Genomic DNA, 23,401 nt, shown 5'->3' with positions numbered 1-23,401 from the left:
GACAGGATCGACAATGAGTTCAGAGTGGGCAGAACAAGCAGCAGCGGGCGGAAACGCGAACGCCGCCAACCACGGTTTGCCGGGCAAGACCCTGGCCGCCCAGCGTGAAGCAATGGGATGGACAGTCGAGCAAGTGGCCGATCAATTGAAAATGGCCGTGCGCCAGGTCACCGCGCTGGAAGCGGGCGATTACGCCAACCTGCCGGGACCGGCCGTGGTGCGCGGTTTCGTGCGCGCCTACGCCAAGGTCGTCAAGCTCGACGCGGCCCCGCTGGTGGCCATGATTTCGCTCGATACCCCGGAGCTGACCGAGCCCGGCAGCCGCAGCGTGCGGCGCGACAAGCCGGCCACGTTTTCCGAAGTGCGTTTCCCGACCAACGGCAAGCGCTCGCGCCTGCCGCTGGGCCTGATCGGTGCGGCCGTGTTGCTGGTCGCCGCCGCCGCCGGCGCCTGGCAGTTCGGCCTGGTGCCGGCGGCGCTGCTGGGCGGCGCCAGCCATGCGACGCCTGCCGCCGCGTCCGGTTCGCAAGCGAGTGTCACGGTGCTGCCGGCGCCGCTGGTGGGCGCCACGCCCGCCGCCACGCCCGCGCCGCTGGAAACGACCCTGGTCAAGCCGGACGAGCGCAAGAGCGTGATCGCGCCGGCGCCGCCGCTGGTGTCGGTGCTGCCGCCGGCCGGCACGGCGAGCGCGCCCGCCACTCCGGTCGCCGGCGCGCCCGTCACGGCGCCTGGCGCGGCCGCAGCGTCGAATGCGCCGGCCGCCGTGCCCGGCAGCAACCCGCTGGTGCTCAATGTGCGCGCAGAATCCTGGGTCGAAGTGCGGCGCGCCAAGGGAGCGCCTTTGCTGTCGCGCCTGGTCAAGGCCGGCACCGTCGAAACGCTCGATATCACCGAACCGGTCACCCTGGTGGTCGGCAAGCCGGGCGGCGTGTCGGCCACCCTGCGCGGCGAAGCGGTCAGTTTGCCGGACAACGGCCGCACCGCCAAAGTCAAACTCAAGTAAAAGTCAAATTAGGTCTTCGTTCATGTCTTCTTCGAATCTGGCGATTCCCTCCGGTCCCCTCGCGCGGCGCGCAAGCCGCCGCGTGCTGGTCGCGCACGGCGAACGCAAAATCTGGGTCGGCGGCGACGCCCCCGTGGTGGTGCAGTCGATGACCAACACCGACACGGCCGACGTGATCGGCACCGCGATCCAGGTCAAGGAACTGGCGCGCGCCGGCTCCGAGATGGTGCGCATCACGGTCGACAAGCCCGAAGCGGCGGCCGCCGTGCCCCTTATCCGCGCACAGCTCGACAAGATGGAAATCGACGTGCCGCTGGTGGGCGACTTCCATTACAACGGCCACACCCTGCTGCGCGACTTCCCCGAATGCGCGCGCGCGCTGTCGAAATACCGCATCAATCCGGGCAATGTGGGGCAGGGCGCCAAGCGCGACAGCCAGTTCGCCCAGATGATCGAAGCGGCCATCATGTACAACAAGCCGGTGCGCATCGGCGTGAACTGGGGCAGCCTGGACCAGTCGCTGCTGGCGCGCATCATGGATGAAAACGCCCAGCGCGCGCAGCCGTGGAGTGCGCAGGCGGTGATGTACGAAGCCCTGATCACCTCGGCCATCGACAACGCCGTGCGCGCCGAAGAAATCGGCCTCGGACGCGACCAGATCATCCTCTCGTGCAAGGTGTCGGGCGTGCAAGACCTGATCGCCGTGTACCGCGAACTGGCGCGCCGCTGCGATTATCCGCTGCACCTGGGCCTGACCGAAGCGGGCATGGGCAGCAAGGGCATCGTCGCCTCGACCGCCGCGCTGTCGGTGCTGCTGCAAGAGGGCATCGGCGACACCATCCGCATTTCGCTCACGCCGGAACCGGGCGGCGACCGCACGCGCGAAGTCGTGGTCGCGCAAGAGATTTTGCAAACCATGGGCCTGCGCAAGTTCGCGCCGATGGTGATCGCCTGCCCGGGTTGCGGACGCACCACCTCGACCACCTTCCAGGAACTGGCCGACAACATCCAGACCTATCTGCGCGAGCAGATGCCCGAATGGAAAAAGGCCTATCCGGGCGTGGAAGGCATGAATGTGGCCGTGATGGGTTGCATCGTCAACGGTCCGGGCGAATCGAAACACGCCAATATCGGCATCAGCCTGCCGGGCACGGGCGAGTCGCCGGCCGCGCCAGTGTTCGTCGATGGCAAGAAAACCGTCACCCTGCGCGGTGACAAGATTGTTGAAGAATTCCAGGCGATTGTCCTGAACTACGTACAAACCACTTATGGCAAGCAATTCATGGCGTAGGCGGGGTTTCAAGCGGCATGCCGCTTGCCGCCGCAGCGGTTCCGGCTTGCAAGCCGGGACTCCTTAACATACAGAAGAGTTTTAGAATATGTCTGATAACAAAAAAGAAAAAGCTACAAGGATCACCGCTGTCAAAGGCATGAACGACATCCTGCCGGCCGACGCGCCGCTGTGGGAGCTGTTCGAAAACACCGTACACTCGGTCTTGAAAAGCTACGGCTATCAAAAGATCGTCACCCCGATCGTCGAAGACACGGCGCTGTTCAAGCGCGCCATCGGCGCGGTGACCGACATCGTCGAAAAAGAAATGTACTCGTTCAAGGATGCCATGAACGACGACGAACTGACCCTGCGCCCCGAAGGCACGGCCGGCGTGGTGCGCGCCGTCATCGAACATAACCTGGTCTACGATGGCCCGCGCCGCGTCTGGTACGCGGGACCGATGTTCCGCCACGAGCGTCCGCAGCGCGGCCGCTATCGCCAGTTCTTCCAGGTCGGCGCCGAAGCGGTCGGCTTTGCCGGCCCGGATATCGACGCCGAACTGATCATGCTGTGCCGCCGCCTGTGGGACGACCTGGGCCTGGAAAACATCCGCCTCGAAATCAACTCGATCGGCGACGCGGGCGAGCGCCAGCGCCACCGCGCCGACCTGATCACGTATTTCGAAGCGAACGCCGACCTGCTCGACGAGGAAGCCAAGCGCCGCCTGCATGCCAATCCGCTGCGCATCCTCGACACCAAGAACCCCGCCATGCAGGACCTGGTGAACAATGCGCCCAAGCTGCTCGACTACCTCGAAGGCGAGTCGGTCACGCACTTCGAGGGCCTCAAGCGCATTTTGGATCACAACAATATCCAGTACACCGTCAATCCGCGCCTGGTGCGCGGGCTCGACTATTACAACCGCAGCGTGTTCGAGTGGGTCACCGACAAGCTCGGCTCGCAAGGCACCGTGTGCGCGGGCGGGCGTTACGATCCGCTCATCGAAAGCTTCGGCGGCAAACCCACCCCGGCGGTCGGTTTCGCGATGGGCATCGAGCGCCTGGTCGAGCTGATGAAAGAAGCGGGCGAACCGAACGATCCGTCCGAATGCGATGTCTATATGGTGCACCAGGGCGAAGAAGCGCGCATGCAGGCCTTCGTGCTGGCCGAGCGCATCCGTGATGCCGGCCTGGATGTTGTGTTACATTGCGCCGCTGCGAGCGGTCCCGGCAGCTTCAAGAGCCAGATGAAAAAAGCCGACGGCAGCGGCGCGGCGTTTGCCGTGATCCTGGGCGACGATGAAATCGCCAAGCGCACGGCGGCGGTCAAGTCGATGCGCGGGGCCGAAGGCGAGCAGCAGGCCAGTGTGCCGTTCGACGATGTCGTCGACTACCTGGTCAACCAGATCGTCGGCGCCCACGAGCATGAACACGACCACGAGCACGTGCATTACCATCACTAAGCAGCAGCCTTGCGCCACACCCCGATTAACCTGACCTAATACTGTTGAGAAACACATGGCATACGATCTCGAAGAACAAGAACAACTGGCCGCGATGCAGGCCTTCTGGAACAAGTACGGCAACATGCTGATGGTGGTGCTGATCATCGCCGCCGGTTCCTACGCCGGCTACACCTGGTGGCAGCGCGCCGAGCGCGTCAACGCGGCTGAAGCATCGGCCTTGTACACGCAGATCCAGAGTGCCGCTACCGCCAAGGACAACGCCAAGGTGCAGCGCATCGCCGCCGACGTGCGCACCAAGTACGCCAAAAGCGCCTACGCCGCCATGACCTCGCTCACGGCCGCCAAGAGCGCTTTCGAGGCCAACGACCTGAAAGGCGCCAAGGCCCATCTGCAATGGGTGGTGGACAATGGCAACGACGAGTACAAGTCGATCGCCAAGCTGCGCCTGGCTGGCGTATTGCTCGACGAGAAAGCCTACGATGAAGGCTTGAAACTGCTGGCCACGCCATTCCTGCCGCAGTTCGCCGGCGCCGTGGCCGACCGCAAGGGCGACATCCTGGTGGCGCAGAACAAGATCGCCGAAGCGCGCAGCGCCTACCTGGCCGCTTTGGCCGCGATGGACGCCAAGCATCCGGGCCGCGCGCTGGTGCAGATCAAGCTCGAAGCCATCGGCGGCACCATGCCCGACACCAAAGCGCCCGCCTGAGCGGCCTGGCGGTCTGTAACGAGTTACCCAGAACAAGGTCATGACTATGCGTATTACCCAGAAACTTATCGGTGTGAGTGTGCTGGCCCTGATGGCCGGCTGCTCCACCCTGAGTTCGCTTAATCCTTTCGCCTCCAAATCCAAGGGCAACGTGCCCGCGCCGCTGGTCGAGCTCAAAGGCTCGATGGCCGTGCGCACCGCCTGGAAGCTCGATATCGGCAAGGCCCAGGATTACGTCTTCACCCCGGCGCTGGTGAACCAGTCGCTGGTCGTGGCCGGCGCCGACGGCGCCATCGCGCGGGTCGACGCGGTCAGCGGCAAGCAGCTGTGGCGCATCAAGGCCGCGACAAGCCTGACCGCCGGCGTCGGCACCGACGGCAGCATGCTCGTCTTCGGCGCCGCCAAGGGCGGCGTGCTGGCCTACGATCTCGAAGGCAAACTGCTGTGGACGGCGCAAGCCTCGAGCGAAGTGCTGTCGAGCCCGGTAGTAGGCGAGGGCATCGTGGTGGTGCGCTCGGTCGACAACCGCATCGTCGGCCTGGACGCCAAGACTGGCGAGAAAAAATGGACCGTGCAGCGCGTCTCGCCGCCATTGACCTTGCGTAATGCGCCGGGCATGGTGGTGGTCGGCAAAGAAGTCATCGTCGCCCAGCCGGGCGGCAAACTCTTGTCGCTGAACATGGCCACCGGCGCGGCGCGCTGGGAAGTGGCGGTCGGCGAAGCGCGCGGCGCGACCGAACTCGAACGGGTCACCGACATCGGCGGCACCCCGGTCGTGATCGACCAGGAAGTGTGCGCCGTGTCCTACCAGGGCCGCGTGGGCTGCTTCGACGTCAACACGGGCGCCGCGCGCTGGACCAAGGAACTCTCGTCCGACGTCGGCGTCTCGGTCGACCAGCGCTTTGTGTTCGCCGTCGACGACAAGGGCGCGGTGTCGGCCTTTAACCGCGAAGGCGGCGTGAGCGCCTGGAAAAACGACAAATTAAGTTATCGCCGCCTGTCCACCCCGGTGTCCTACGGACGCACCGTGGCCGTTGGCGACTATCAAGGTTTCATCCACTTCCTGTCACGGGAAGATGGTTCCTTTCTGGCGCGCGCCGCCACCGACGGGAGCGCCGTTACGTCGGCTCCCCTGGTGGCAGGTTCAAACCTGATCTTTCAAACACAATCTGGGACAGTGACCGCTATCGCGGTCGAATAAAAACACCATGAAGCCGGTAATCGCATTAGTTGGTCGCCCCAACGTCGGGAAATCGACACTCTTCAATCGCCTCACCCGCTCGCGCGACGCGCTCGTGGCCGACCTGCCAGGTCTCACGCGCGATCGTCACTACGGCGAAGGCCGGGTCGGTGAACGCCCCTTCCTCGTCATCGACACGGGCGGCTTCGAGCCGGTCGCCAAGGAAGGCATCATGTTCCAGATGGCCCTGCAGACCAAGCAGGCCGTCGCCGAAGCGGACGTGGTCGTCTTCATCGTCGACGGCCGCCAGGGCTTGACGCCGCACGACAAGACCATCACCGACTTCCTGCGCAAGTCGGGCCGCAAGGTCATGCTGGTCGTCAACAAGGGCGAGGGCATGAAGTACAGCTCCGTCGTGGCCGATTTCTATGAGCTCGGCATGGGCGACCCCTACGTCATTTCCGCCGCCCACGGCGACGGCGTGACCGACCTGGTCGAGGAAGCCTTGAACGAAGCCTTCGCCGGCCGTCCGGACGACCAGGAAGAACTCGAGCCGGCCGCGCGCGGCGTCAAGATCGCCATCGTTGGCCGCCCCAACGTCGGTAAATCCACGCTGGTGAACACCCTGATCGGCGAAGAGCGCGTGATCGCCTTCGACATGCCGGGCACCACGCGCGACTCGATCGAAGTGCCGTTCGAACGCGACGGCAAGAATTACACGCTGATCGACACGGCCGGTATCCGCCGTCGCGGCAAGGTGTTCGAAGCGATCGAGAAGTTTTCGGTCGTCAAAACGCTGCAGTCGATTTCGGAAGCCCACGTGGTCATCCTCTTGCTCGACGCTCAGCAAGACATTTCGGAGCAGGATGCGCACATTGCCGGCTTCATCCTGGAGTCGGGCCGGGCGCTGGTGGTGGCCGTGAACAAATGGGACGGCTTGCGCACCGATGAGCGCGACGAAATCAAGATCGACATCGACCGCAAGCTCGATTTCCTCTCGTTCGCCAAGACCCACTTCATTTCGGCCCTGAAGGCGCAAGGGATCGCCCCGATGATGAAGTCGGTCGACGCGGCGTACGCCGCCGCCACCGCCGACCTGTCCACGCCGCGCCTGACGCGCGCGCTGATCGAAGCGGTCGAGAAGCAGGAACCACGCCGCAAGGGCTCGATCCGTCCTAAAATGCGCTATGCGCACCAGGGCGGGCAGAATCCGCCGATCATCGTCATCCACGGCAACTCGCTCGACGCCATTGGCGAGCCGTACAAACGCTACCTCGAGAAGCATTTCCGCGACACCTTCAATCTGGTAGGTACGCCGTTGCGGATCGAGCTGCGCGTGGGTAAAAACCCGTTCGCACGAACGTCCAAGTAATTGCTGAGGTCACGGCGGGCGTGCCAACCGTAGCGAGCGGCGCACTATTTGTCCGAGAAGCGCAGCCGTACGCAAGTACGGTGAGCATCGCCGGGCAAATAGTGCGTCGCGCAGTAGGTTGGCACGCCCGCCGTCCGACAGACAATTGCAAAACAGGTTACAGTAACTCAGGGACATCATTCGCCTCACAACAATGATGGTCCCGGCACTTGAAAAACCAGCGAGTCGCCTCCAATTCTTTACTACAACAACATCACGGAGCTGTTATGAGCAACAAAGGGCAACTGTTACAAGACCCATTCCTCAATGCCTTGCGCAAAGAGCATGTTCCCGTCTCGATCTACCTGGTCAACGGGATCAAACTGCAGGGCCATATCGAGTCCTTCGACCAATACGTCGTCCTGCTGCGTAACACGGTGACCCAGATGGTCTACAAGCATGCAATCTCCACCGTTGTGCCGGCACGCGCTGTCAATCTCAATCTTGATTCCGAAGCTGAGTAAGGCCATGGGCGTCGCCACCCCGGGTCGCCTGGCCCCGCAGGGAGGCCTATGCGCGCAGCACTAGTCGGCATCGATTTCGGCGCCGGCGACTTCAACGCGAGTGTTGAAGAGCTGGCCTTGCTCGCCCGCTCGGCAGGCGCCGAGCCGATCACCACCATCACCGCCAAGCGTTCCAGTCCTGACGCTGCCTACTTTGTCGGCAGCGGCAAGGCCGACGAAATCGGCCTGGCCTGCGTGGACCAGAACATCGAGATCGTGATTTTCAATCACGCCTTGTCTCCGGCCCAGCAGCGCAACCTGGAAAAGCGCCTGAATATCCGCGTGCTCGACCGTACCAGCCTGATCCTCGACATCTTCGCGCAGCGCGCCAAGAGCCACGAGGGCAAGCTGCAGGTCGAACTGGCGCAATTGCAGCATCTGGCCACGCGCCTGATCCGCGGCTGGACTCACCTCGAACGGCAAAAGGGCGGTATCGGCCTGCGCGGTCCGGGTGAAACCCAGCTCGAGACCGACCGCCGCCTGATCGGCGAGCGGGTCAAGGCCCTGCGCGCGCGCCTGGCCAAGCTGCGCAAGCAGCATGAAACCCAGCGCCGTTCGCGCGGGCGCAGCCATACCTTTTCGGTGTCGCTGGTCGGCTACACCAATGCCGGCAAGTCGACCCTGTTCAATGCCCTGACCAAGGCTGGCGTGTATGTCGCCAACCAGTTGTTCGCCACCCTGGATACGACCTCGCGCCGCGTCTACCTGGGCGAAGAGGTCGGCAACGTGGTCATGTCCGACACGGTCGGCTTCGTGCGCGAGCTGCCCCACCAGCTGGTGGCGGCGTTCCGCGCCACCCTGGAAGAAACCATCCACGCCGACCTGCTGCTGCACGTCGTCGACGGCGCCAGCCCGGTGCGCATGGAACAGATCGAACAGGTCAACCTGGTGCTCAAGGAAATCGGCGCCGATCACATTCCGCAAATTCTTGTGTGGAACAAGATCGACGCCGCCGGCCTGGAGCCGGCGATCGAGCGCGATGAAGCGGGCAATATTGCGCGCGTGTTCATCAGCGCCCACACCGGCGCCGGGATCGACATGCTGCGCGAAGCCGTGGTCGAAGCAGCCAGGGCCGCGCCGGCGCGCAGCCACCTTTTCGAAGAGCAGGACGATGCCGAACCGGTTGACGACGCCGAGGCCGGGTACGCAGACAATGCGGACCAGGCCGACGACGCCGACGACGCGCACGAGCAAGACGCGCAACCGGCCGAAATTCCAACCTCCACCAACGTCGGACCTCGATAGCATGCTTGCTTCATTACTCAAACGCGTCGGCATCCGGCCGCCGCCTACTGTCCTGCTGCAGGACAGCAAACGTCCCGGTGACGGCCCGCCCGATCTCGACCAGATGTGGCGCGACTTCAACCAGCGCCTCAATCGCCTGTTCGGCAACAAGGGGCCGGGCGGCGACGCCGGCGGCGGCGGTCCGTACCGTCCCGACATGAAGGGCGCCGGCGTCACGGTCGGCGCGGCGGTGGCGGTGGTCGGCTTCATCTGGCTCGCCAGCGGCGTGTTCAGCGTGCGCGAAGGCCAGGCCGGGATCGTCTCGACCTTCGGCAAATACAGCCACAGCACCGGTTCGGGCCTGAACTGGCGCATGCCGTATCCGTTCCAGACCCACGAAAAGGTCAACGTCAACGAAGTGCGGACCATGGAAATCGGCTACAGCGGCAATGTGCGCTCGAAAAACCTGAAAGAGTCGCTGATGCTGACCGACGATGAAAACATCATCGACATCCAGTTCGCGGTGCAGTACACGCTCAAGGACCCGAAAGCCTGGCTGTTCAACAACCTGGAGACGGATGAAACCGTGCGCCAGGTGGCCGAAACCGCCATCCGCGAAGTGGTCGGCAAGAGCAAGATGGACTATGTTCTCTACGTCGGCCGCGAAAAAGTCGCGCTCGACACGCAAATGCTGATGCAGCAGATCCTCGACCGCTACGCCCTGGGCGCGCAGATCAGCAATGTCACCATGCAGGGCGTGCAACCGCCGGAGCAGGTGCAGGGTGCTTTTGATGACGCCAACAAGGCTGGCCAGGACAACGAACGCGCCAAGAGCGAGGGCGAAGCCTACGCCAACGACGTGGTGCCGCGCGCGGCCGGCAACGCCGTGCGCCTGCTGGAAGAAGCCCGGGCCTACCGCTCGATGGTGACCGAAAACGCCACCGGTAACGCGGCCCGCTTCACGCAAGTGATGACCGAGTACCAGAAAGCGCCCGGCGTCACGCGCGACCGCATGTACCTCGACACCATGCAGCAGATTTTCAGCAGCGCCAGCAAGGTCATGGTCGACGTCAAGTCCGGCAGCAATTTGCTGTACCTGCCGCTCGACAAACTGATCGCGCAGACTGCCGCCAACGACGCCGCCATCGGCGCCAAGTCGGGCCCCGTGGTGCCGATGACACCGGCGCAGGTCGCGCCGCCGTCGCAGGCACTGCCGGCCGACGTGCTGCAGCCGCTCGAACAAGTGCGCCAGCGCGATAACCGCAGCCGCGAATCCTCACGTGATCGGGAGACCCGTTAATGAACCGCTTAGTTACCATTTTTGTTGCGGGCTTCATCGCGCTGATGCTCCTGTCCTCGACCGTGTTCGTGGTCGACCAGCGCAAGTTCGCGGTGGTGTTCGCGTTCGGCGAGATGAAAGAAGTCATCAGCGAGCCAGGCCTGCATTTCAAGCTGCCGCCGCCGTTCCAGAACAAGATCGAGCTCGACAAGCGCATCCTCACGCTCGATACGCCCGACGCCGACCGCTTCATGACGTCCGAGAAGAAAAACGTCATGGTCGACGCCTTCGTCAAATGGCGCATCGTCGATCCGCGCCTGTACTACATCAGCTTTAACGGCAACGAGGCCAGCGCCCGCGGCCGCATGGGCCAGATCGTCAAGGCGGCGCTGAACGAAGAAATCACCAAGCGCACGGTGCGCGAAGTGATCTCCGGCGAGCGCGGCAAGGTGATGGCGGCGATCCAGCTCAAGGTGGTGGCCGAGGCCAAGCAGATCGGCGTGCAGATCGTCGACGTGCGCCTGAAACGCGTGGACTACGACGAGAAGATCAATGCGTCGGTGTACGACCGCATGCGCGCCGAGCGCCTGAAGGTGGCCAACGAGCTGCGTTCGACCGGTTCGGCCGAGTCGGAAAAGCTGCGCGCCGCCGCCGACCGCAAACGCACCGAAACGCTGGCCGCCGCTTACCGCGAGGCCGAGCAGATCAAGGGCGAGGGCGATGCCGCTGCCTCGGCGATCTATGCCGAAGCGTTCGGCAAGAGCCCGGAGTTCTACAAGTTCTACCGCTCGCTGGAAGCTTACCGCGCGACCTTCAAGACCCACGGCGACGTGCTGGTGCTCGATTCGAACTCGGAGTTCTTCAAGTATTTCCGTGCGCCGGGCGGGGCGTCGGCGCCCGCCGCCGCGCCGAAGAAGTAAGCGCACGGCCGGGATGACATAACGGGCGGGCCTCGATTCCAGGCCCGCCCGTTTGCATTGGATGCTTGTTCACGCCAGCACCATCGTCGTTCCCCGCTAGCACCGTCTTCCCCGCGCAGGCGGGGAAGACGGCTCTGAGGGTAGCGGCCGCAGCAACCGTAACAAGCTCACCACTGCCTCTTGCACATTTGTTGGCGCTCCTACACCATTTTCCTGTAAAATCGCTGATTCGGCGCTACATTTAGCACGACCGTGCGCGCCATATTGTCCGATTTTTAACTATCTCCCCTTGCCCATGCCGAACTGGCTCCTGCCTGAAAATATCGCCGACGTCCTGCCGTCCGAAGCGCGCAAGACCGAAGAGCTGCGCCGCCTGATGCTCGATAACTTCCGTTCCTACGGTTACGAGCTGGTCATGCCGCCCTTGCTCGAATACGTCGAGTCGCTGCTGGCCGGCGCCGGCCCGGACACCGAACTGCGCAGCTTCAAGCTGGTCGACCCGATGTCGGGCCGCATGCTCGGCTTGCGCGCCGACATGACCACCCAGGTCGCGCGCATCGATGCCCACCTGCTCAACCGCGACTCGGTCACCCGCCTGTGCTACGCCGGCAGCGTGCTGCATACCCGCCCGAGCGGCTTGCACGCGACCCGCGAGCCGCTCCAGATCGGCGCCGAAATCTACGGCCACGCCGGCCTCGAAGCGGACGCCGAAGTGCAGGAACTGGCGCTCGCCTCGCTGGCCCTGGCCGGCTTCGGCTTTGATCAGGTGCGCCTGGACCTGTCGCACGCTGGCCTGCTGCGCGCGCTGCTGGCCGACGACGCCGTCGCCAAACAAGATGAAGCGGCCCTGTACACCTTGCTGCGCGCCAAGGACAGCCCGGGGTTAGAGGCGATCAGCGCGGCGTACGCGCCGGCCACGCGCACCGCCCTGAAAGCCTTGCCCGGCCTGTACGGCGACATCGACGTGCTGGCGCGTGCGCGCGAGGTGCTGCCGGCGCTGCCGGGCATCACGCGCGCGCTGGCCGAACTGGCGGCGCTGGCCGGATCGGCCCTGGGCCGCGCCGACGTGGCGATCGACCTGGCCGACCTGCGCGGCTACCAATACGAAAGCGGCGCGATGTTCGCGCTGTACGTGCCCGGCCTGCCGAATGCGGTGGTGCGGGGCGGGCGTTACGACCATGTGGGCGAAGCATTCGGCCGGGCTCGGCCCGCGACCGGCTTTTCGCTCGACTTGCGCGAACTGGCGCGGCTGTTGCCGACCGCCGAGCGCAAGCACGCGATTCGTGCTCCGTGGGGCAATGCCCCCGAGCTGCGTGAAAAAATCGCTCAACTGCGCAAAGCAGGCGAGGTTGTGATCCAGAGTTTGCCGGGTCACGACAATGAGCAGGACGAGTTCGAGTGCGATCGCGTACTCGTCCTCGAAAACAGTAACTGGATTCTCAAAAACTTAGGCTAAGTGTGATGTCAAAGAAAAACGTGGCAAAGAACGTCGTTGTCATCGGCACCCAGTGGGGCGATGAAGGCAAGGGCAAGATCGTCGATTGGCTGACCGATAACGCGCAGGGCGTGGTTCGCTTCCAGGGTGGCCATAACGCCGGCCATACCCTGGTCATCAAAGGTCAGAAGACCGCCTTGCAGCTGATCCCGTCGGGCATCATGCGCGAAGGCGTGGCCTGCTACATCGGCAATGGCGTGGTCGTGTCGGTTCCCGACGTGATGCGCGAAATCGACAAGCTCCAGGCCATCGGCGTGGAAGTGGTGTCGCGCCTCAAAATTTCCGAGGCGTGTCCCGCGATCCTGCCGTACCACGTCGCCATCGACGTGGCCCGTGAAGTGGCGCGCGGCGCCAACAAGATCGGCACCACCGGCAAGGGCATCGGCCCGGCCTACGAAGACAAGGTGGCACGTCGCGCGATCCGTATCGCCGACATGCTCAACGAAGAGCGCTTCGCCGAAAAACTGCGCGAAAACCTCGACTACCATAACTTCGTGCTGACCAACTACCTGAAAGCCGACGCGGTCGACTTCCAGAAAACCTTCGACGACGCGATGGCCCTGGTGCCACGCCTGAAACCGATGGTGGGCGATGTGTCCTCGCAGCTGTACGCGGCGCACAAGGCCGGCGGCAACCTGTTGTTCGAAGGCGCGCAAGGATCGCTGCTCGACGTCGATCACGGCACCTATCCGTACGTGACCTCGTCGAACTGCGTGGCGGGCAACGCCGCCGCCGGCGCCGGCGTCGGCCCGAACATGCTGCACTACATCCTGGGCATCACCAAGGCGTACACGACGCGCGTTGGCTCCGGCCCGTTCCCGTCCGAACTGCCGACGGACGCCGGCGTTGGCCATCACCTGTCGTCGGTCGGCCATGAATTCGGCACCGTCACCGGCCGTGCGCGCCGCTGCGGCTGGTTCGATGCCGCGCTGCTGCGCCGCTCGGTCCAGATCAATGGCGTCTCGGGCATGTGCCTGACCAAGCTCGACGTGCTGGACGGCCTGGAAACGCTGCAACTATGCACCGGCTACAAGATCGACGGCCGCGATGTCGACATCTTCCCGGTCGGCGCGGAAGACGCGGCGCGTTGCGTGCCCGTGTACGAAACCATGCCGGGCTGGAAAGAAAGCACCGTCGGCGCCAAGTCGCTGGCCGAGCTGCCGGCCACCGCGCGCGCCTACATCAAGCGCATCGAAGAACTGGTCGGCGTGCCGGTCGATATGGTTTCCACCGGTCCCGACCGCGTCGAAACCATCGTCCTGCGCCATCCGTTCGAATAATCAGTCGAGTACTTACAAGAAATATAAGGAATCATCATGACCACCCCTCCATCGACCGAGAACGACCTCTGGGTGTCTTGGGACGAGTACAACCGCCTGATCGAGCGCCTGGCGCTCAAGGTCTACGAATCGGGCTGGAAGTTCGACCAGGTGCTGTGCCTGGCGCGCGGCGGCGTGCGCCCGGGCGATGTGTTCTCGCGCATTTTCGACGTGCCGCTGGCGATCCTGTCGACCAGCTCCTACCGCGAAGAAGCCGGTACGGTGCGCGGTGACCTGGACATCGCCAAGTACATGACGATGACCAAGGGTCCGCTGGCCGGCAAGATCCTGCTGGTGGACGACCTGGCCGATTCGGGCGTCACGCTCGACAAGGTCACGCGTCACCTGAGCGAGAATTTCGCCGGCGTGACCGAAGTCAAATCGGCGGTGATCTGGGTTAAGGGCACGTCCTCGATCCGTCCGGATTACTTCCTGGAAGACTTGCCGCACAACCCGTGGATTCACCAGCCGTTCGAAGATTACGATGGCCTGCGTCCGCACCAGTTGTCGGCATGGATGAAGAAGTTCGACAAGCCGGCATAAGACTGTCGCTGACGCTTGCCAACGGCGGGAGGATCACATGATCCTTCCGCCGTTTTTCGTTGCGGCCACACTTTGCGCCGGAAATCTTGCGTCTGGTTCTTTTAAGCGTCCGGATTGATCGCGCATGCGCGCGCGCGCATGATGGGACACAAGCGGCGGCGACTTACTGATAGGCGCGCGGGCTGAACATCCCTACAGTGGAAGTGAATCCCCCTTCACAAACAGGAGCCGATGATGATTACCCTGACCGGAACGCTGGACCTTGGCCGGATCCCGGACGAACAGTTCGATCCGCATTTCCACTTGCGCGTTGCCGTCGTGTTCTACGACCAGGTGCTGGGGTCGGTCATCTTGAAACCCGTCAGCCGCGCGCTGCCACTCGCGTTTTCGATTCCCTTCAGTCCGGCGCAGTTCGGCTTTCGGCGCTTGCCGGCGGCGCTGAGCGTGGTGATCGGCGCCGACGCCGCCGCTATCGATCTGCTCGCTACCGATACCTTGCGGCACGAGGTATCGCTGGCGGGTTTGCTCCATGCGCCCATGGAGGGCTTGGCGATTCCGGTGGGTACGCTCAGGCCGGGCATTGCGCAGTATGGCCGCTGGCTGGTCGGCAGCGGATGTTTCCCGCTTGCGGGCGGCACGGCCTGCACGCCGCCCGCCGGGGGCGACCTGGACGCCGAGATCGCCGCACTCGACAGCGAGGACGCCAGGCGCAACGACTACACCATCGAAAGCGAAGACGACAACCCGGCCCGCTTCGTCGGAGCGGCGCTGTGCGCTGACGAGGAACGCGCCCTCGACGTGATGGAGATCAACCCCGACGCCACCGACGATCGCGGCGCCAGGCAGGTGCGGGTGGCGGGCGATTGCAGCGGCCGGCCCTGGCATGTCGCGCCTTCCCTGGTGCGCTTGCGTGCCGAGATCAACCTGCGCTGGCCGGATCGCGACAAGCGCTCCGACGGCACCATTGGCGACCAGAGCCACTGCGAGCGCCCCAGCGACCACAATCCCAACGAGCGCGGCTCGGTCAATGCCTTCGATGTCGACAAGGACGGCATCGCGCCGATGGAAGTGGTGCGCGCGGCACTGCTGCATCCATCGACCAATTACGTCATTTTCAACAAGACCATCTGGTCGCGCGCCTATGGCTTCCGCGCACGCCAGTACACCGGCGCCAATCCGCACACGGCGCACCTGCACGTGAGCATCCTTTCGACCGAGGCGGCCGAGCAAGATAGTCGTGGATGGCGCATCTGGCCGCTCGCGGCGGCGTCGTCCGTGGACCGACTATGCATCGATGTCGGCCGCACTTATGAGCTCATGCTGACGCTGGACGGCAAGCAGTTCGAGGTGGCGCTCACGGTGCTGCGCGCGCATTGAGGCGGCAGCAGCGGGTGCGCCGTGGAAGAGGATATGGCGCGCCAGGCGCATCGTTCTCTGTCCGGGGCCGCTTGCCGGCCCCGACGATCAGCGCGGCACGATCGCGAACTGCGGCCGCTGGCCGTAGTCCGGCTTGATGGTACGCTTCGCGAACACATCCCACGCCGCGCGCGCGTTCGGGATGCCGGTGCTGGCCGCCATCGCTACCGCCGGCTGCATATTGGCCGGGAAGCCTTCCGCCGAGCTGGCATAGCCCGTCATCTCACCTGCCAGCCACGGCGTGCGGCCCGATCGTTTGTCGATCTCGAGCTGGGTGCGCCAGTTGGCCTGCAACTGGCTGGCGCAGGGCTGGTCCACATAACGTTGGCCGGTGCTGTTGACCAGGTCGCTGTTGTCCGGCGCGCGGAACGTCGCCTGCCAGGCTTGGGCGAAGCTCGTGAAGTAGGGCGACGCTTCGGTGGCGCGCACCGACAGGGCGTACACCGCACCATCGACCCAGCAATAGCCGGGCGCCGTCAGGCGGCCGACCGGGAAGCGTGCTTTCCAGTCGAGCAAGGTCTTGGACTTGGTGAAGCCGAGCTCGTGCGCCTGGCCGATGCTGGACGTGAAGAAATCATCCTGCCATGGCGACATGCCGGTCTTCGGGCCGCCCGGGCCGGTGTAGGCCACCGCCGCAAAGCCGCTGTTGTCGATGAAGCCCAACTGGTTGGTATTGCCGGCCACGAAGGTCGTGTTGTACCAGTCGAGGTTATTGTCGACAATCTTGTTGAAGTATCCCTTGAGCGGGTGATCGTCCGGCGCAATGTAAGCGGCCTGGGTCAGCGAGCGCAAGGCCCACGCTTGTCCACGCACCTGGTGGCTCTTGACCAGGCCGGTGGCGTGCTTGCGGTAGCCCGGGTTCTGGTTGATAGTGCTTCTGGGCCGCGATGGTGTAGATGCTCTTGCGGTTGATGAGCACTTGCGCATAATCGGCGCGAACGCTATGAGCGGGAATAGATGCAAAACGGAGCTGCTCTGGGGTAGAATTCATGTCGGGCAAGGTGTGTTCGTGCTGATAGGGTAGGTTTTTAGATAATTCCCATTCTATCAATCACTTACTGCATTCTTGCCCTTTTTTGTGCAAAATTCAGGCTAGGCGGCTGTGTTGCAAATGTCAATACGGAAAGAGATGCGTGCGGCGCCTGCGGGAGCCGATGTTAGCGCGCACATTGCTGCGCTGTCATGGGCGCCGTGTTCAAGATCGTGGCCTGCCTGCGCGCAGGGATGACTGTCTGATTTTCGCCACGCATCCAGCATGCTGGTGCATGTGCTGTGCGGCAAGTTATCATGTGGGATGACGCAAACTTTCATTCAAACCTTCATCCTGCTGTTCCTGGTCACCGACCCGTTCGGCAACGTTCCGCTGTTCGTCAGCGCCATGGCCCAGGTGCCGAAACAGCGGCGCTGGAAGATCGTGGTGCGCGAGTGCGCGATCGCTTTCTTCGTGCTGCTGCTGTTCATGTTCTTCGGACGTCACCTGCTGGCGGCCATGCAGCTGTCGCAAATTTCGCTGCGCATCGGCGGCAGCGTGATCTTGTTCCTGATCGCCATGCGCATGGTCTTCCCCCAGCCGGGCGGCATGTTCGGCGACAACGGCAAGGGCGGCGAGCCGTTCATCGTGCCGCTCGCCATTCCCGCCATTGCCGGTCCGTCGGCGCTGGCGACCGTGTTGCTGTTCTCGTCGAATACGACCACCGAAATCGTGATCCACGTCGGCGCGCTGGTGGCGGTGGCGCTGGTCTGGCTGGCAGTGTTCCTGCCGGCCGAGCGCCTGCAGGAAAAGCTCGGCCCGCAGGTGATGGCCGCCTTTGAGCGCTTGATGGGACTGATCCTGAGCGCGATGGCGGTCGAGATGTTCCTGGCCGGGATACGGGAATTCATCAAATCGCTGTGAGCCGCTGCACCGGTAGCGCAAGCTTGTACCCACTTCGAACTGATCGGATGCCGATAATGGTTACTTGCCAAAAGAATACGATGGGCGTACCCTCGGCAGGTCCGGTTCGAACCCGATTCGAGTGAACTGATTCGTCGGAATACGTCATTGCGAAGGCCCTTGGTGTTGAGGGGCTTTTTGTCACTCAGGAGGAAACATGCCTTTCAAGTCGTGGGAAAAGAAACCGCAGATAACCGAACTGCAGGAAGCGGTGATGCAATTCATGCACTGCATGTCGCAAGGCGAATTCGGGAAAGCGTTTGAAGTGTGTCCTGTTTTCGACTATGCCAACGCGGCGCTGACGTTGAACGGAAAAGAAGTACAGGGTGAGGCTAACGATCCGGCTGGGGTGAAGATGATCGTCGACCATCTGTTTGATACGCTGGATGCCTACGGGTATTTTGAAGATCTCGACAGCACAGCGCCCGTGCCCGTGCAGGAAGACGTGACGACCTGGGCACGTTATATCACCACACCGGGTGCTGGCAGGTTCGACGAGTACAAGCTCTATTTGTTCGACGACGACAGGCTCCGCGTACCCGACGGTGGTGGCCAGGTTGACGCATGCACCTTTGTGCGGGGCGAAATCAGCGATATCACGACCGTTTTTCATTTGAAGGAAACGGACCGTGGATGGTTTTTGAATTTCAAGTTCATGAAGGTGCAGTGAGGGCACCGGGCTGACGCATGCATTCAAAGCCCGGCTCGACAACAATGCAACGACGCTTTATTTGCCGAGGATGGAGACCACGTTGTCTGTCCCCGGCGCCCCGAAAGCCTGCTGCTTGAGGATGTGCAACTGGTCGCGCACCTGCGCCGCCTTCTCGAATTCGAGATTTTTCGCGTGGTCGACCATCAGTTTTTCCAGGCGCTTGATCTCCTTGCCGATCTGCTTCTCGCTCATCGACTCGACCTTGGCGGTTTCCTTGGCCGATTCGAGCTGCTCGCGCGCCTGCTGCGGGCTGTAGACGCCGTCGATCAATTCCTTGATCTGCTTCTTGATCCCCACCGCCGTAATGCCATGCTCGATGTTGTAGGCGATCTGCTTGGCGCGCCGGCGCTCGGTCTCGCCGATGGCTTTTGCCATCGAATCGGTAATCCGGTCGGCGTACAAAATCGCCACGCCGTTCAGGTTGCGCGCGGCGCGTCCGATGGTCTGGATCAGGCTGCGCTCGGAGCGCAAAAAGCCTTCCTTGTCGGCATCCAGGATCGCCACCAGCGACACTTCCGGCAAGTCGAGACCTTCGCGCAGCAGGTTGATCCCGACCAGCACGTCGAAGGTCCCCAGGCGCAGGTCGCGCAAGATCTCCACCCGTTCCACCGTTTCGATATCGCTGTGCAGGTAGCGCACCTTGATGCCGTGGTCGCTCAGGTACTCGGTGAGCTGCTCCGACATGCGCTTGGTCAGCGTGGTCACCAGCACGCGCTCGTCTTTCTTGACGCGGTCGACGATTTCGGACATCAGGTCATCGACCTGCGACAGCGCCGGCTTGACGATCACCAGCGGGTCGACCAGGCCGGTCGGGCGCACCACCTGTTCGACCACATTGTCGGAATGGGTTTTCTCGTAGTCGGCCGGGGTGGCCGAGACGAACACCGTCTGGCGCAGCTTGCCCTCGAATTCTTCGAACTTGAGCGGCCGGTTGTCGAGCGCCGACGGCAAGCGGAAACCATAGTCGACCAGGTTGGTCTTGCGCGAACGGTCGCCGTTGAACATGGCGTTGAGCTGCCCGACCAGCACGTGCGACTCGTCGAGGAACATCAGCGCGTCCTTCGGCAGGTAGTCGACCAGGGTCGGCGGCGGGTCGCCCGGCATGGCGCCCGACAGGTGGCGCGAGTAGTTCTCGATGCCCTTGGTGAAGCCGATTTCGGCCATCATCTCGAGGTCGAAGCGGGTGCGCTGTTCGAGGCGCTGCTCTTCGATCAGCTTGTTCTCCTTGCGGAAGTACTCCAGACGCTCGCGCAGTTCGAGCTTGATGGTTTCGATCGCGCGCAGCACGGTCGAGCGCGGCGTGACGTAGTGCGAACCCGGATAGACGGTAAACCGCGGGATCTTCTGGCGAATGCGCCCGGTCAGCGGATCGAACAGCTGCAGGGATTCGATTTCATCGTCGAACATCTCGACCCGGATCGCCAGTTCGGCATGCTCGGCGGGGAAGATGTCGATGGTGTCGCCGCGCACGCGGAAGGTGCCGCGCCCGAAGTCGATTTCGTTGCGCGTGTACTGCATCTGGATCAGGCGCGCGATGACGTCGCGCTGCGCGAGCTTGTCCTTGGCGCGCAAGGTCAGGATCATCTGGTGGTATTCGCTCGGGTTGCCGATGCCGTAAATGGCCGACACGGTGGCCACGATGACCACGTCGCGCCGCTCCATCAGCGACTTGGTGCATGACAGGCGCATCTGCTCGATATGCTCGTTGATCGACGAGTCCTTTTCGATGAACAGGTCGCGCTGCGGCACGTAGGCTTCCGGCTGGTAGTAATCGTAGTAACTGACAAAATACTCGACCGCGTTTTGCGGAAAGAATTCGCGGAACTCCGAATACAGCTGCGCGGCCAGGGTCTTGTTCGGCGCGAAGATGATCGCCGGACGCCCGCAGCGCGCAATCACGTTGGCCATGGTGTAGGTTTTGCCGGAGCCGGTCACGCCGAGCAGGGTCTGGAACGAGAGCCCGTCGTTGATGCCTTCGACCAGCCCGGCGATCGCGCTCGGCTGGTCGCCGGCCGGTTCGAACGGCTGGTGCAGCTTGAACGGGGAATCGGGGAAAGTGACGACCGTCGGCGACGGGTCGTGTGCAACGGATAATTCAGCCATACGATCAGACCTTTGTTAGAATGGTGTCCCGCTCGCGGCCCAGGAAACACCCAATCAGTAATCAGACTATGGGTCGCTGTCTATACAACCCAGCCGACACTCAATCTACCACGATGACTTCAACAGCTTCCGCCACCATCTTCAGCGCCATCGACATGGCCCCGCGCGACCCGATCCTGGGCATCACCGAGGCGTTCAATGCAGACACCAACCCCGCCAAAATCAACCTCGGCGTGGGTGTCTATTATGACGACAATGGCAAAGTGCCGCTGCTCGCTTGCGTACGCAAAGCCGAGGAGTTGCTGATGGAGCAACCGGCGCCGCGCACCTACCTGCCGATCGAAGGCCTGGCCGCGTACGACGCCGCTGTGCAAGAGCTGGTATTTGGTGCCGGCAGCGCGATTATTCAAGACAAGCGCGCGGTCACCGTGCAAGCCATCGGCGGCACCGGCGCACTCAAGATCGGCGCCGACTTCCTGCAGCGCTTCGCGCCCGGTTCCGACGTGTACATCAGCGATCCAAGCTGGGAAAACCACCGCGCCCTGTTCGAAAGCGCCGGCTTCACCGTCCACACCTACCGTTATTACGATGCGGCCACGCGCGGCGTCGATTTTGCCGGCATGCTGGGCGACCTGAAAGCCATGCCGAAGGGCGCCATCGTGCTGCTGCACGCGTGCTGCCACAACCCGACCGGCGCCGACATCAGCGCGGCCCAATGGGATGAGGTGATCGCGGCCATCGGCGCGGGCGGTTTGATTCCCTTCCTCGACATGGCCTACCAGGGTTTCGGCACCGGCATCGCCGAAGATGGCGCGGTGGTGGGCAAGTTCGCCGCCGCCGGCGGACCGCTGCTGATCTCGAATTCGTTCTCGAAGTCGTTCTCGCTGTACGGCGAGCGCGTGGGGGCCTTGTCGGTGGTGGGCGCCAGCGCCGAAGAAGCGGCGCGCCTGCTTTCGCAACTCAAGCGGGTGGTGCGCACCAACTACTCGAACCCGCCGGTCCACGGCGGCAAAGTGGTCGCCCTTGCACTGACCACGCCGGAACTGCGCCAGTTGTGGGAAGACGAACTGGCCGGCATGCGCGTGCGCATCAAGGAGATGCGCAACACCTTCGTGCAAAAGCTCAAGGAAAAAGCGCCGGCGCACGATTTCGAATTCGTGCGCGAGCAGGTCGGCATGTTCTCGTACTCGGGCCTGACCAAGCAGCAGGTCGAGCGCCTGCGCACGGAACATGCGATCTACGCGGTGGACACGGGCCGCATCTGCGTGGCGGCCCTGAATTCGAAAAATATCGACCGCGTCATTGACGCCATCGCCAAAGTCCTTTAAGATCTTGCTTCTTCGAATTGATCGCAAGGTGGATTCGAAGAAGAGCATGGTGCTGCAGCGATTACTGCCAACAACTTGATGGTCTGATCATTACAGCATATAATGTTTCTTTTATTCCCTGATAGCTCAGTTGGTAGAGCGACGGACTGTTAATCCGCAGGTCCCTGGTTCGAGTCCAGGTCGGGGAGCCAGAATTGAGAAAAAAGCCACGCGTTTGCGTGGCTTTTTTCGTTGGTGCGCGCATGTCAGGAAGCGCTGTCGTGCATTAGCGCGGCGGGAAGATCGTGTTGGCAATGAAGTCCACGTTCAACTGTTGCGGCTGTCCCGGGGTGAGCATGATGGGATCGAGCAGATTGTGTTCGCGCCAAAACCCCGGCGACGCCGATGGCGCGCTGGCGACGAAATTGGGCAGCGAGGTCAGAAGGACCTGTACCGGTCGCCCGAAGGGCACGCCCTGGATCACATAATCGGCGCTGTAGGTTCCGTCAACCAGGATTGGCTGCTCGAGGATGCCGGTGGCAACCACAACCCAGGTGGAGCTGCCGAACAAGGATCCCGGGCTGGCCGGTGTCGTGATCCAGTAGCCGGCGACGACTGCCAGCGCGGGCCAGCCGTGGGCCGCGAAATCGCTGGCCCGCCAGCGTACGGTGCCGGCGATGAGCGGCGCCTGAATGTCCACCAGCACGTGGGCGGTGTACGAAATGCGGTCGATATACACGCAGGTGGCGCCGTCGAGAAAGCCCATCGATTCGCCGGTCGCCGCCAGTTCGACCACCAGCAGGATTTCGCCCGTCGCAGGATCGAGCCGTACCTCGCTGGCGTCGACCGCGACTTGCCATTCGCCCTCATCGCTGCTGATGCTGGCCAGCGCCGCAGTGGAGGAGTGCTGCAAGATGCGCGTGGCGGTCCGGTTCAGATGCAGGGTCAGCGTCATGCGGCTGGTGTCCTCGTCGCAATTGCCCAGAATTTGGCCTTTGCTGTTTGTTGCGATGCCCGCGAACAGCAGCAGTTGGGATGGCGGGTTGGCGATGCCGACCACCACCGGCGCTGCGGTAGCGGGCAGGCTGACCTGGAAGGTGCCGCTCATGATGTTCTCCTGTTCCTTGATGTCCAGAAAATCGGGCGGGGAGTGGTTGGTGCCCTATTGATCTGCCCGCGGAAAGGCCAGCTTACGTCAGTCATCCTGCTGCCGGCTTGCGCGGTGTCGAAGTCATCCCCTCCCAGGCGAAGCGGAGGTCAGGAGCCCATGTCAGCGTTGCTCGCGCGTGTGCCACACACGCAGGATGACGATATTCGCCCTCACGATTTCATAGCGCATTTCGTAGTGGACGGCCAAGATCCTGCGCACCTCGCGCGGTTCGAATTCGTCGAGCTTTTCTCCAATGCGCGGATTGCTCAGCAGGCTTGCCGGGGCAGTCACCAGTGACTTTAGCGTCCGCGCCGCTGCGGGCTTGTTCAAGACGGCTCTATGCCGTTTTGAGTGGAACTGGACAGCCGGCACGGTAGATGGTAGATCGCAACGGAGCGGCGGCTGGTTGTAGTGGATTGGCCGGAAGGTTTTTAAACTTGGACATGCGAAGGTAGGCGA

21 protein-coding genes and 1 tRNA gene are annotated in these 23,401 nt (G+C 63.1%); 18 read left to right on the top strand and 4 right to left on the bottom strand.

Going from position 1 to position 23,401, the window contains the following annotated elements:
- The first annotated feature begins 13 nt into the window (after positions 1-13).
- From F1735_RS13585 to F1735_RS13520, 14 genes are all read left to right on the top strand, one after another.
- Complete coding sequence (locus F1735_RS13585) at positions 14-1,003, top strand: helix-turn-helix domain-containing protein (RefSeq protein ID WP_167237430.1); 990 nt, start codon at positions 14-16, stop codon at positions 1,001-1,003.
- A 22-nt stretch (positions 1,004-1,025) separates the two neighbouring features.
- Positions 1,026-2,294, top strand: coding sequence for a flavodoxin-dependent (E)-4-hydroxy-3-methylbut-2-enyl-diphosphate synthase (gene ispG / locus F1735_RS13580; RefSeq protein WP_167237429.1), 1,269 nt, complete (start codon positions 1,026-1,028; stop codon positions 2,292-2,294).
- Between the two features lie 88 nt (positions 2,295-2,382).
- Positions 2,383-3,738, top strand: coding sequence for a histidine--tRNA ligase (gene hisS, locus F1735_RS13575; protein WP_167237428.1), 1,356 nt, complete (start codon positions 2,383-2,385; stop codon positions 3,736-3,738).
- A 55-nt stretch (positions 3,739-3,793) separates the two neighbouring features.
- Complete coding sequence (locus F1735_RS13570) at positions 3,794-4,447, top strand: YfgM family protein (RefSeq protein ID WP_167237427.1); 654 nt, start codon at positions 3,794-3,796, stop codon at positions 4,445-4,447.
- A 46-nt stretch (positions 4,448-4,493) separates the two neighbouring features.
- Positions 4,494-5,648, top strand: a complete 1,155-nt coding sequence (bamB, locus tag F1735_RS13565) for an outer membrane protein assembly factor BamB (RefSeq protein WP_167237463.1) — start codon at positions 4,494-4,496, stop codon at positions 5,646-5,648.
- A 7-nt stretch (positions 5,649-5,655) separates the two neighbouring features.
- Entirely contained in the window at positions 5,656-6,999 is a 1,344-nt protein-coding gene (gene der, locus F1735_RS13560; RefSeq protein WP_166894064.1) for a ribosome biogenesis GTPase Der, read from the top strand.
- Positions 7,000-7,265: 266 nt separating this feature from the next.
- Complete coding sequence (gene hfq, locus F1735_RS13555; RefSeq protein WP_026354376.1) at positions 7,266-7,502, top strand: RNA chaperone Hfq; 237 nt, start codon at positions 7,266-7,268, stop codon at positions 7,500-7,502.
- A gap of 48 nt (positions 7,503-7,550) precedes the next feature.
- The gene (gene hflX, locus F1735_RS13550) at positions 7,551-8,786 is read left to right on the top strand and encodes a GTPase HflX (RefSeq protein ID WP_167237426.1); all 1,236 of its coding nucleotides are present in this window, start codon (positions 7,551-7,553) and stop codon (positions 8,784-8,786) included.
- Position 8,787: 1 nt separating this feature from the next.
- Positions 8,788-10,065: an FtsH protease activity modulator HflK gene (gene hflK, locus F1735_RS13545; protein WP_167237425.1), complete on the top strand. Its 1,278-nt coding sequence runs from the start codon at positions 8,788-8,790 to the stop codon at positions 10,063-10,065.
- A complete protein-coding gene (gene hflC, locus F1735_RS13540; protein WP_167237424.1) occupies positions 10,065-10,964 on the top strand; it encodes a protease modulator HflC in 900 nt (299 codons plus the stop codon). The genes hflK and hflC overlap by 1 nt, the downstream gene beginning before the upstream one ends.
- A 295-nt stretch (positions 10,965-11,259) precedes the next feature.
- The gene (locus F1735_RS13535) at positions 11,260-12,420 is read left to right on the top strand and encodes an ATP phosphoribosyltransferase regulatory subunit (RefSeq protein ID WP_167237423.1); all 1,161 of its coding nucleotides are present in this window, start codon (positions 11,260-11,262) and stop codon (positions 12,418-12,420) included.
- Between the two features lie 5 nt (positions 12,421-12,425).
- Positions 12,426-13,739 carry an adenylosuccinate synthase gene (locus F1735_RS13530; protein WP_166881113.1) on the top strand — a complete coding sequence of 438 codons (1,314 nt, stop codon included), beginning with the start codon at positions 12,426-12,428 and terminating at the stop codon, positions 13,737-13,739.
- A 36-nt stretch (positions 13,740-13,775) separates the two neighbouring features.
- Positions 13,776-14,321 (top strand): phosphoribosyltransferase, encoded by a 546-nt coding sequence (locus F1735_RS13525; protein ID WP_166881114.1) that lies wholly within the window; start codon positions 13,776-13,778, stop codon positions 14,319-14,321.
- 234 nt (positions 14,322-14,555) lie between these two features.
- Entirely contained in the window at positions 14,556-15,698 is a 1,143-nt protein-coding gene (locus tag F1735_RS13520; RefSeq protein WP_167237422.1) for a hypothetical protein, read from the top strand.
- Positions 15,699-15,785: 87 nt separating this feature from the next.
- On the opposite strand, the gene F1735_RS13515 is transcribed toward F1735_RS13520, so the two are convergent.
- Positions 15,786-16,550 carry a hypothetical protein gene (locus F1735_RS13515; RefSeq protein WP_167237421.1) on the bottom strand — a complete coding sequence of 255 codons (765 nt, stop codon included), beginning with the start codon at positions 16,548-16,550 and terminating at the stop codon, positions 15,786-15,788.
- A 481-nt stretch (positions 16,551-17,031) separates the two neighbouring features.
- On the opposite strand from F1735_RS13515, the gene F1735_RS13510 reads away from it, so the two are divergent.
- Together F1735_RS13510 and F1735_RS13505 are read left to right on the top strand one after the other, a co-directional pair.
- Positions 17,032-17,631, top strand: coding sequence for a MarC family protein (locus tag F1735_RS13510; RefSeq protein WP_126074293.1), 600 nt, complete (start codon positions 17,032-17,034; stop codon positions 17,629-17,631).
- Between the two features lie 196 nt (positions 17,632-17,827).
- Entirely contained in the window at positions 17,828-18,340 is a 513-nt protein-coding gene (locus tag F1735_RS13505) for a hypothetical protein (RefSeq protein WP_167237420.1), read from the top strand.
- 57 nt (positions 18,341-18,397) lie between these two features.
- Here F1735_RS13505 and uvrB read toward each other — a convergent pair whose 3' ends face one another.
- Positions 18,398-20,485 (bottom strand): excinuclease ABC subunit UvrB, encoded by a 2,088-nt coding sequence (gene uvrB, locus F1735_RS13500; RefSeq protein WP_167237419.1) that lies wholly within the window; start codon positions 20,483-20,485, stop codon positions 18,398-18,400.
- Positions 20,486-20,598: 113 nt separating this feature from the next.
- On the opposite strand from uvrB, the gene F1735_RS13495 reads away from it, so the two are divergent.
- On the top strand, positions 20,599-21,813 hold the full coding sequence (locus tag F1735_RS13495; RefSeq protein WP_167237418.1) for an amino acid aminotransferase: 1,215 nt from the start codon (positions 20,599-20,601) through the stop codon (positions 21,811-21,813).
- A gap of 115 nt (positions 21,814-21,928) precedes the next feature.
- Positions 21,929-22,004: transfer RNA gene (locus F1735_RS13490), tRNA-Asn, on the top strand.
- Between the two features lie 74 nt (positions 22,005-22,078).
- Here F1735_RS13490 and F1735_RS13485 read toward each other — a convergent pair.
- Positions 22,079-22,900, bottom strand: a complete 822-nt coding sequence (locus tag F1735_RS13485) for a hypothetical protein (RefSeq protein WP_167237417.1) — start codon at positions 22,898-22,900, stop codon at positions 22,079-22,081.
- 162 nt (positions 22,901-23,062) lie between these two features.
- The gene (locus F1735_RS13480) at positions 23,063-23,272 is read right to left on the bottom strand and encodes a type II toxin-antitoxin system RelE/ParE family toxin (protein WP_187364239.1); all 210 of its coding nucleotides are present in this window, start codon (positions 23,270-23,272) and stop codon (positions 23,063-23,065) included.
- Positions 23,273-23,401 lie beyond the last annotated feature (129 nt).

Origin of the sequence: Massilia genomosp. 1 (genome assembly GCF_011682185.1) — a bacterium.
In the GTDB taxonomy this organism is placed as follows: Bacteria; Pseudomonadota; Gammaproteobacteria; order Burkholderiales; family Burkholderiaceae_D; genus Telluria_A; species Telluria_A rubra.
Note: the sequence above shows the minus strand (reverse complement) of the source record. Positions and strands in the feature narration are given on the sequence as shown.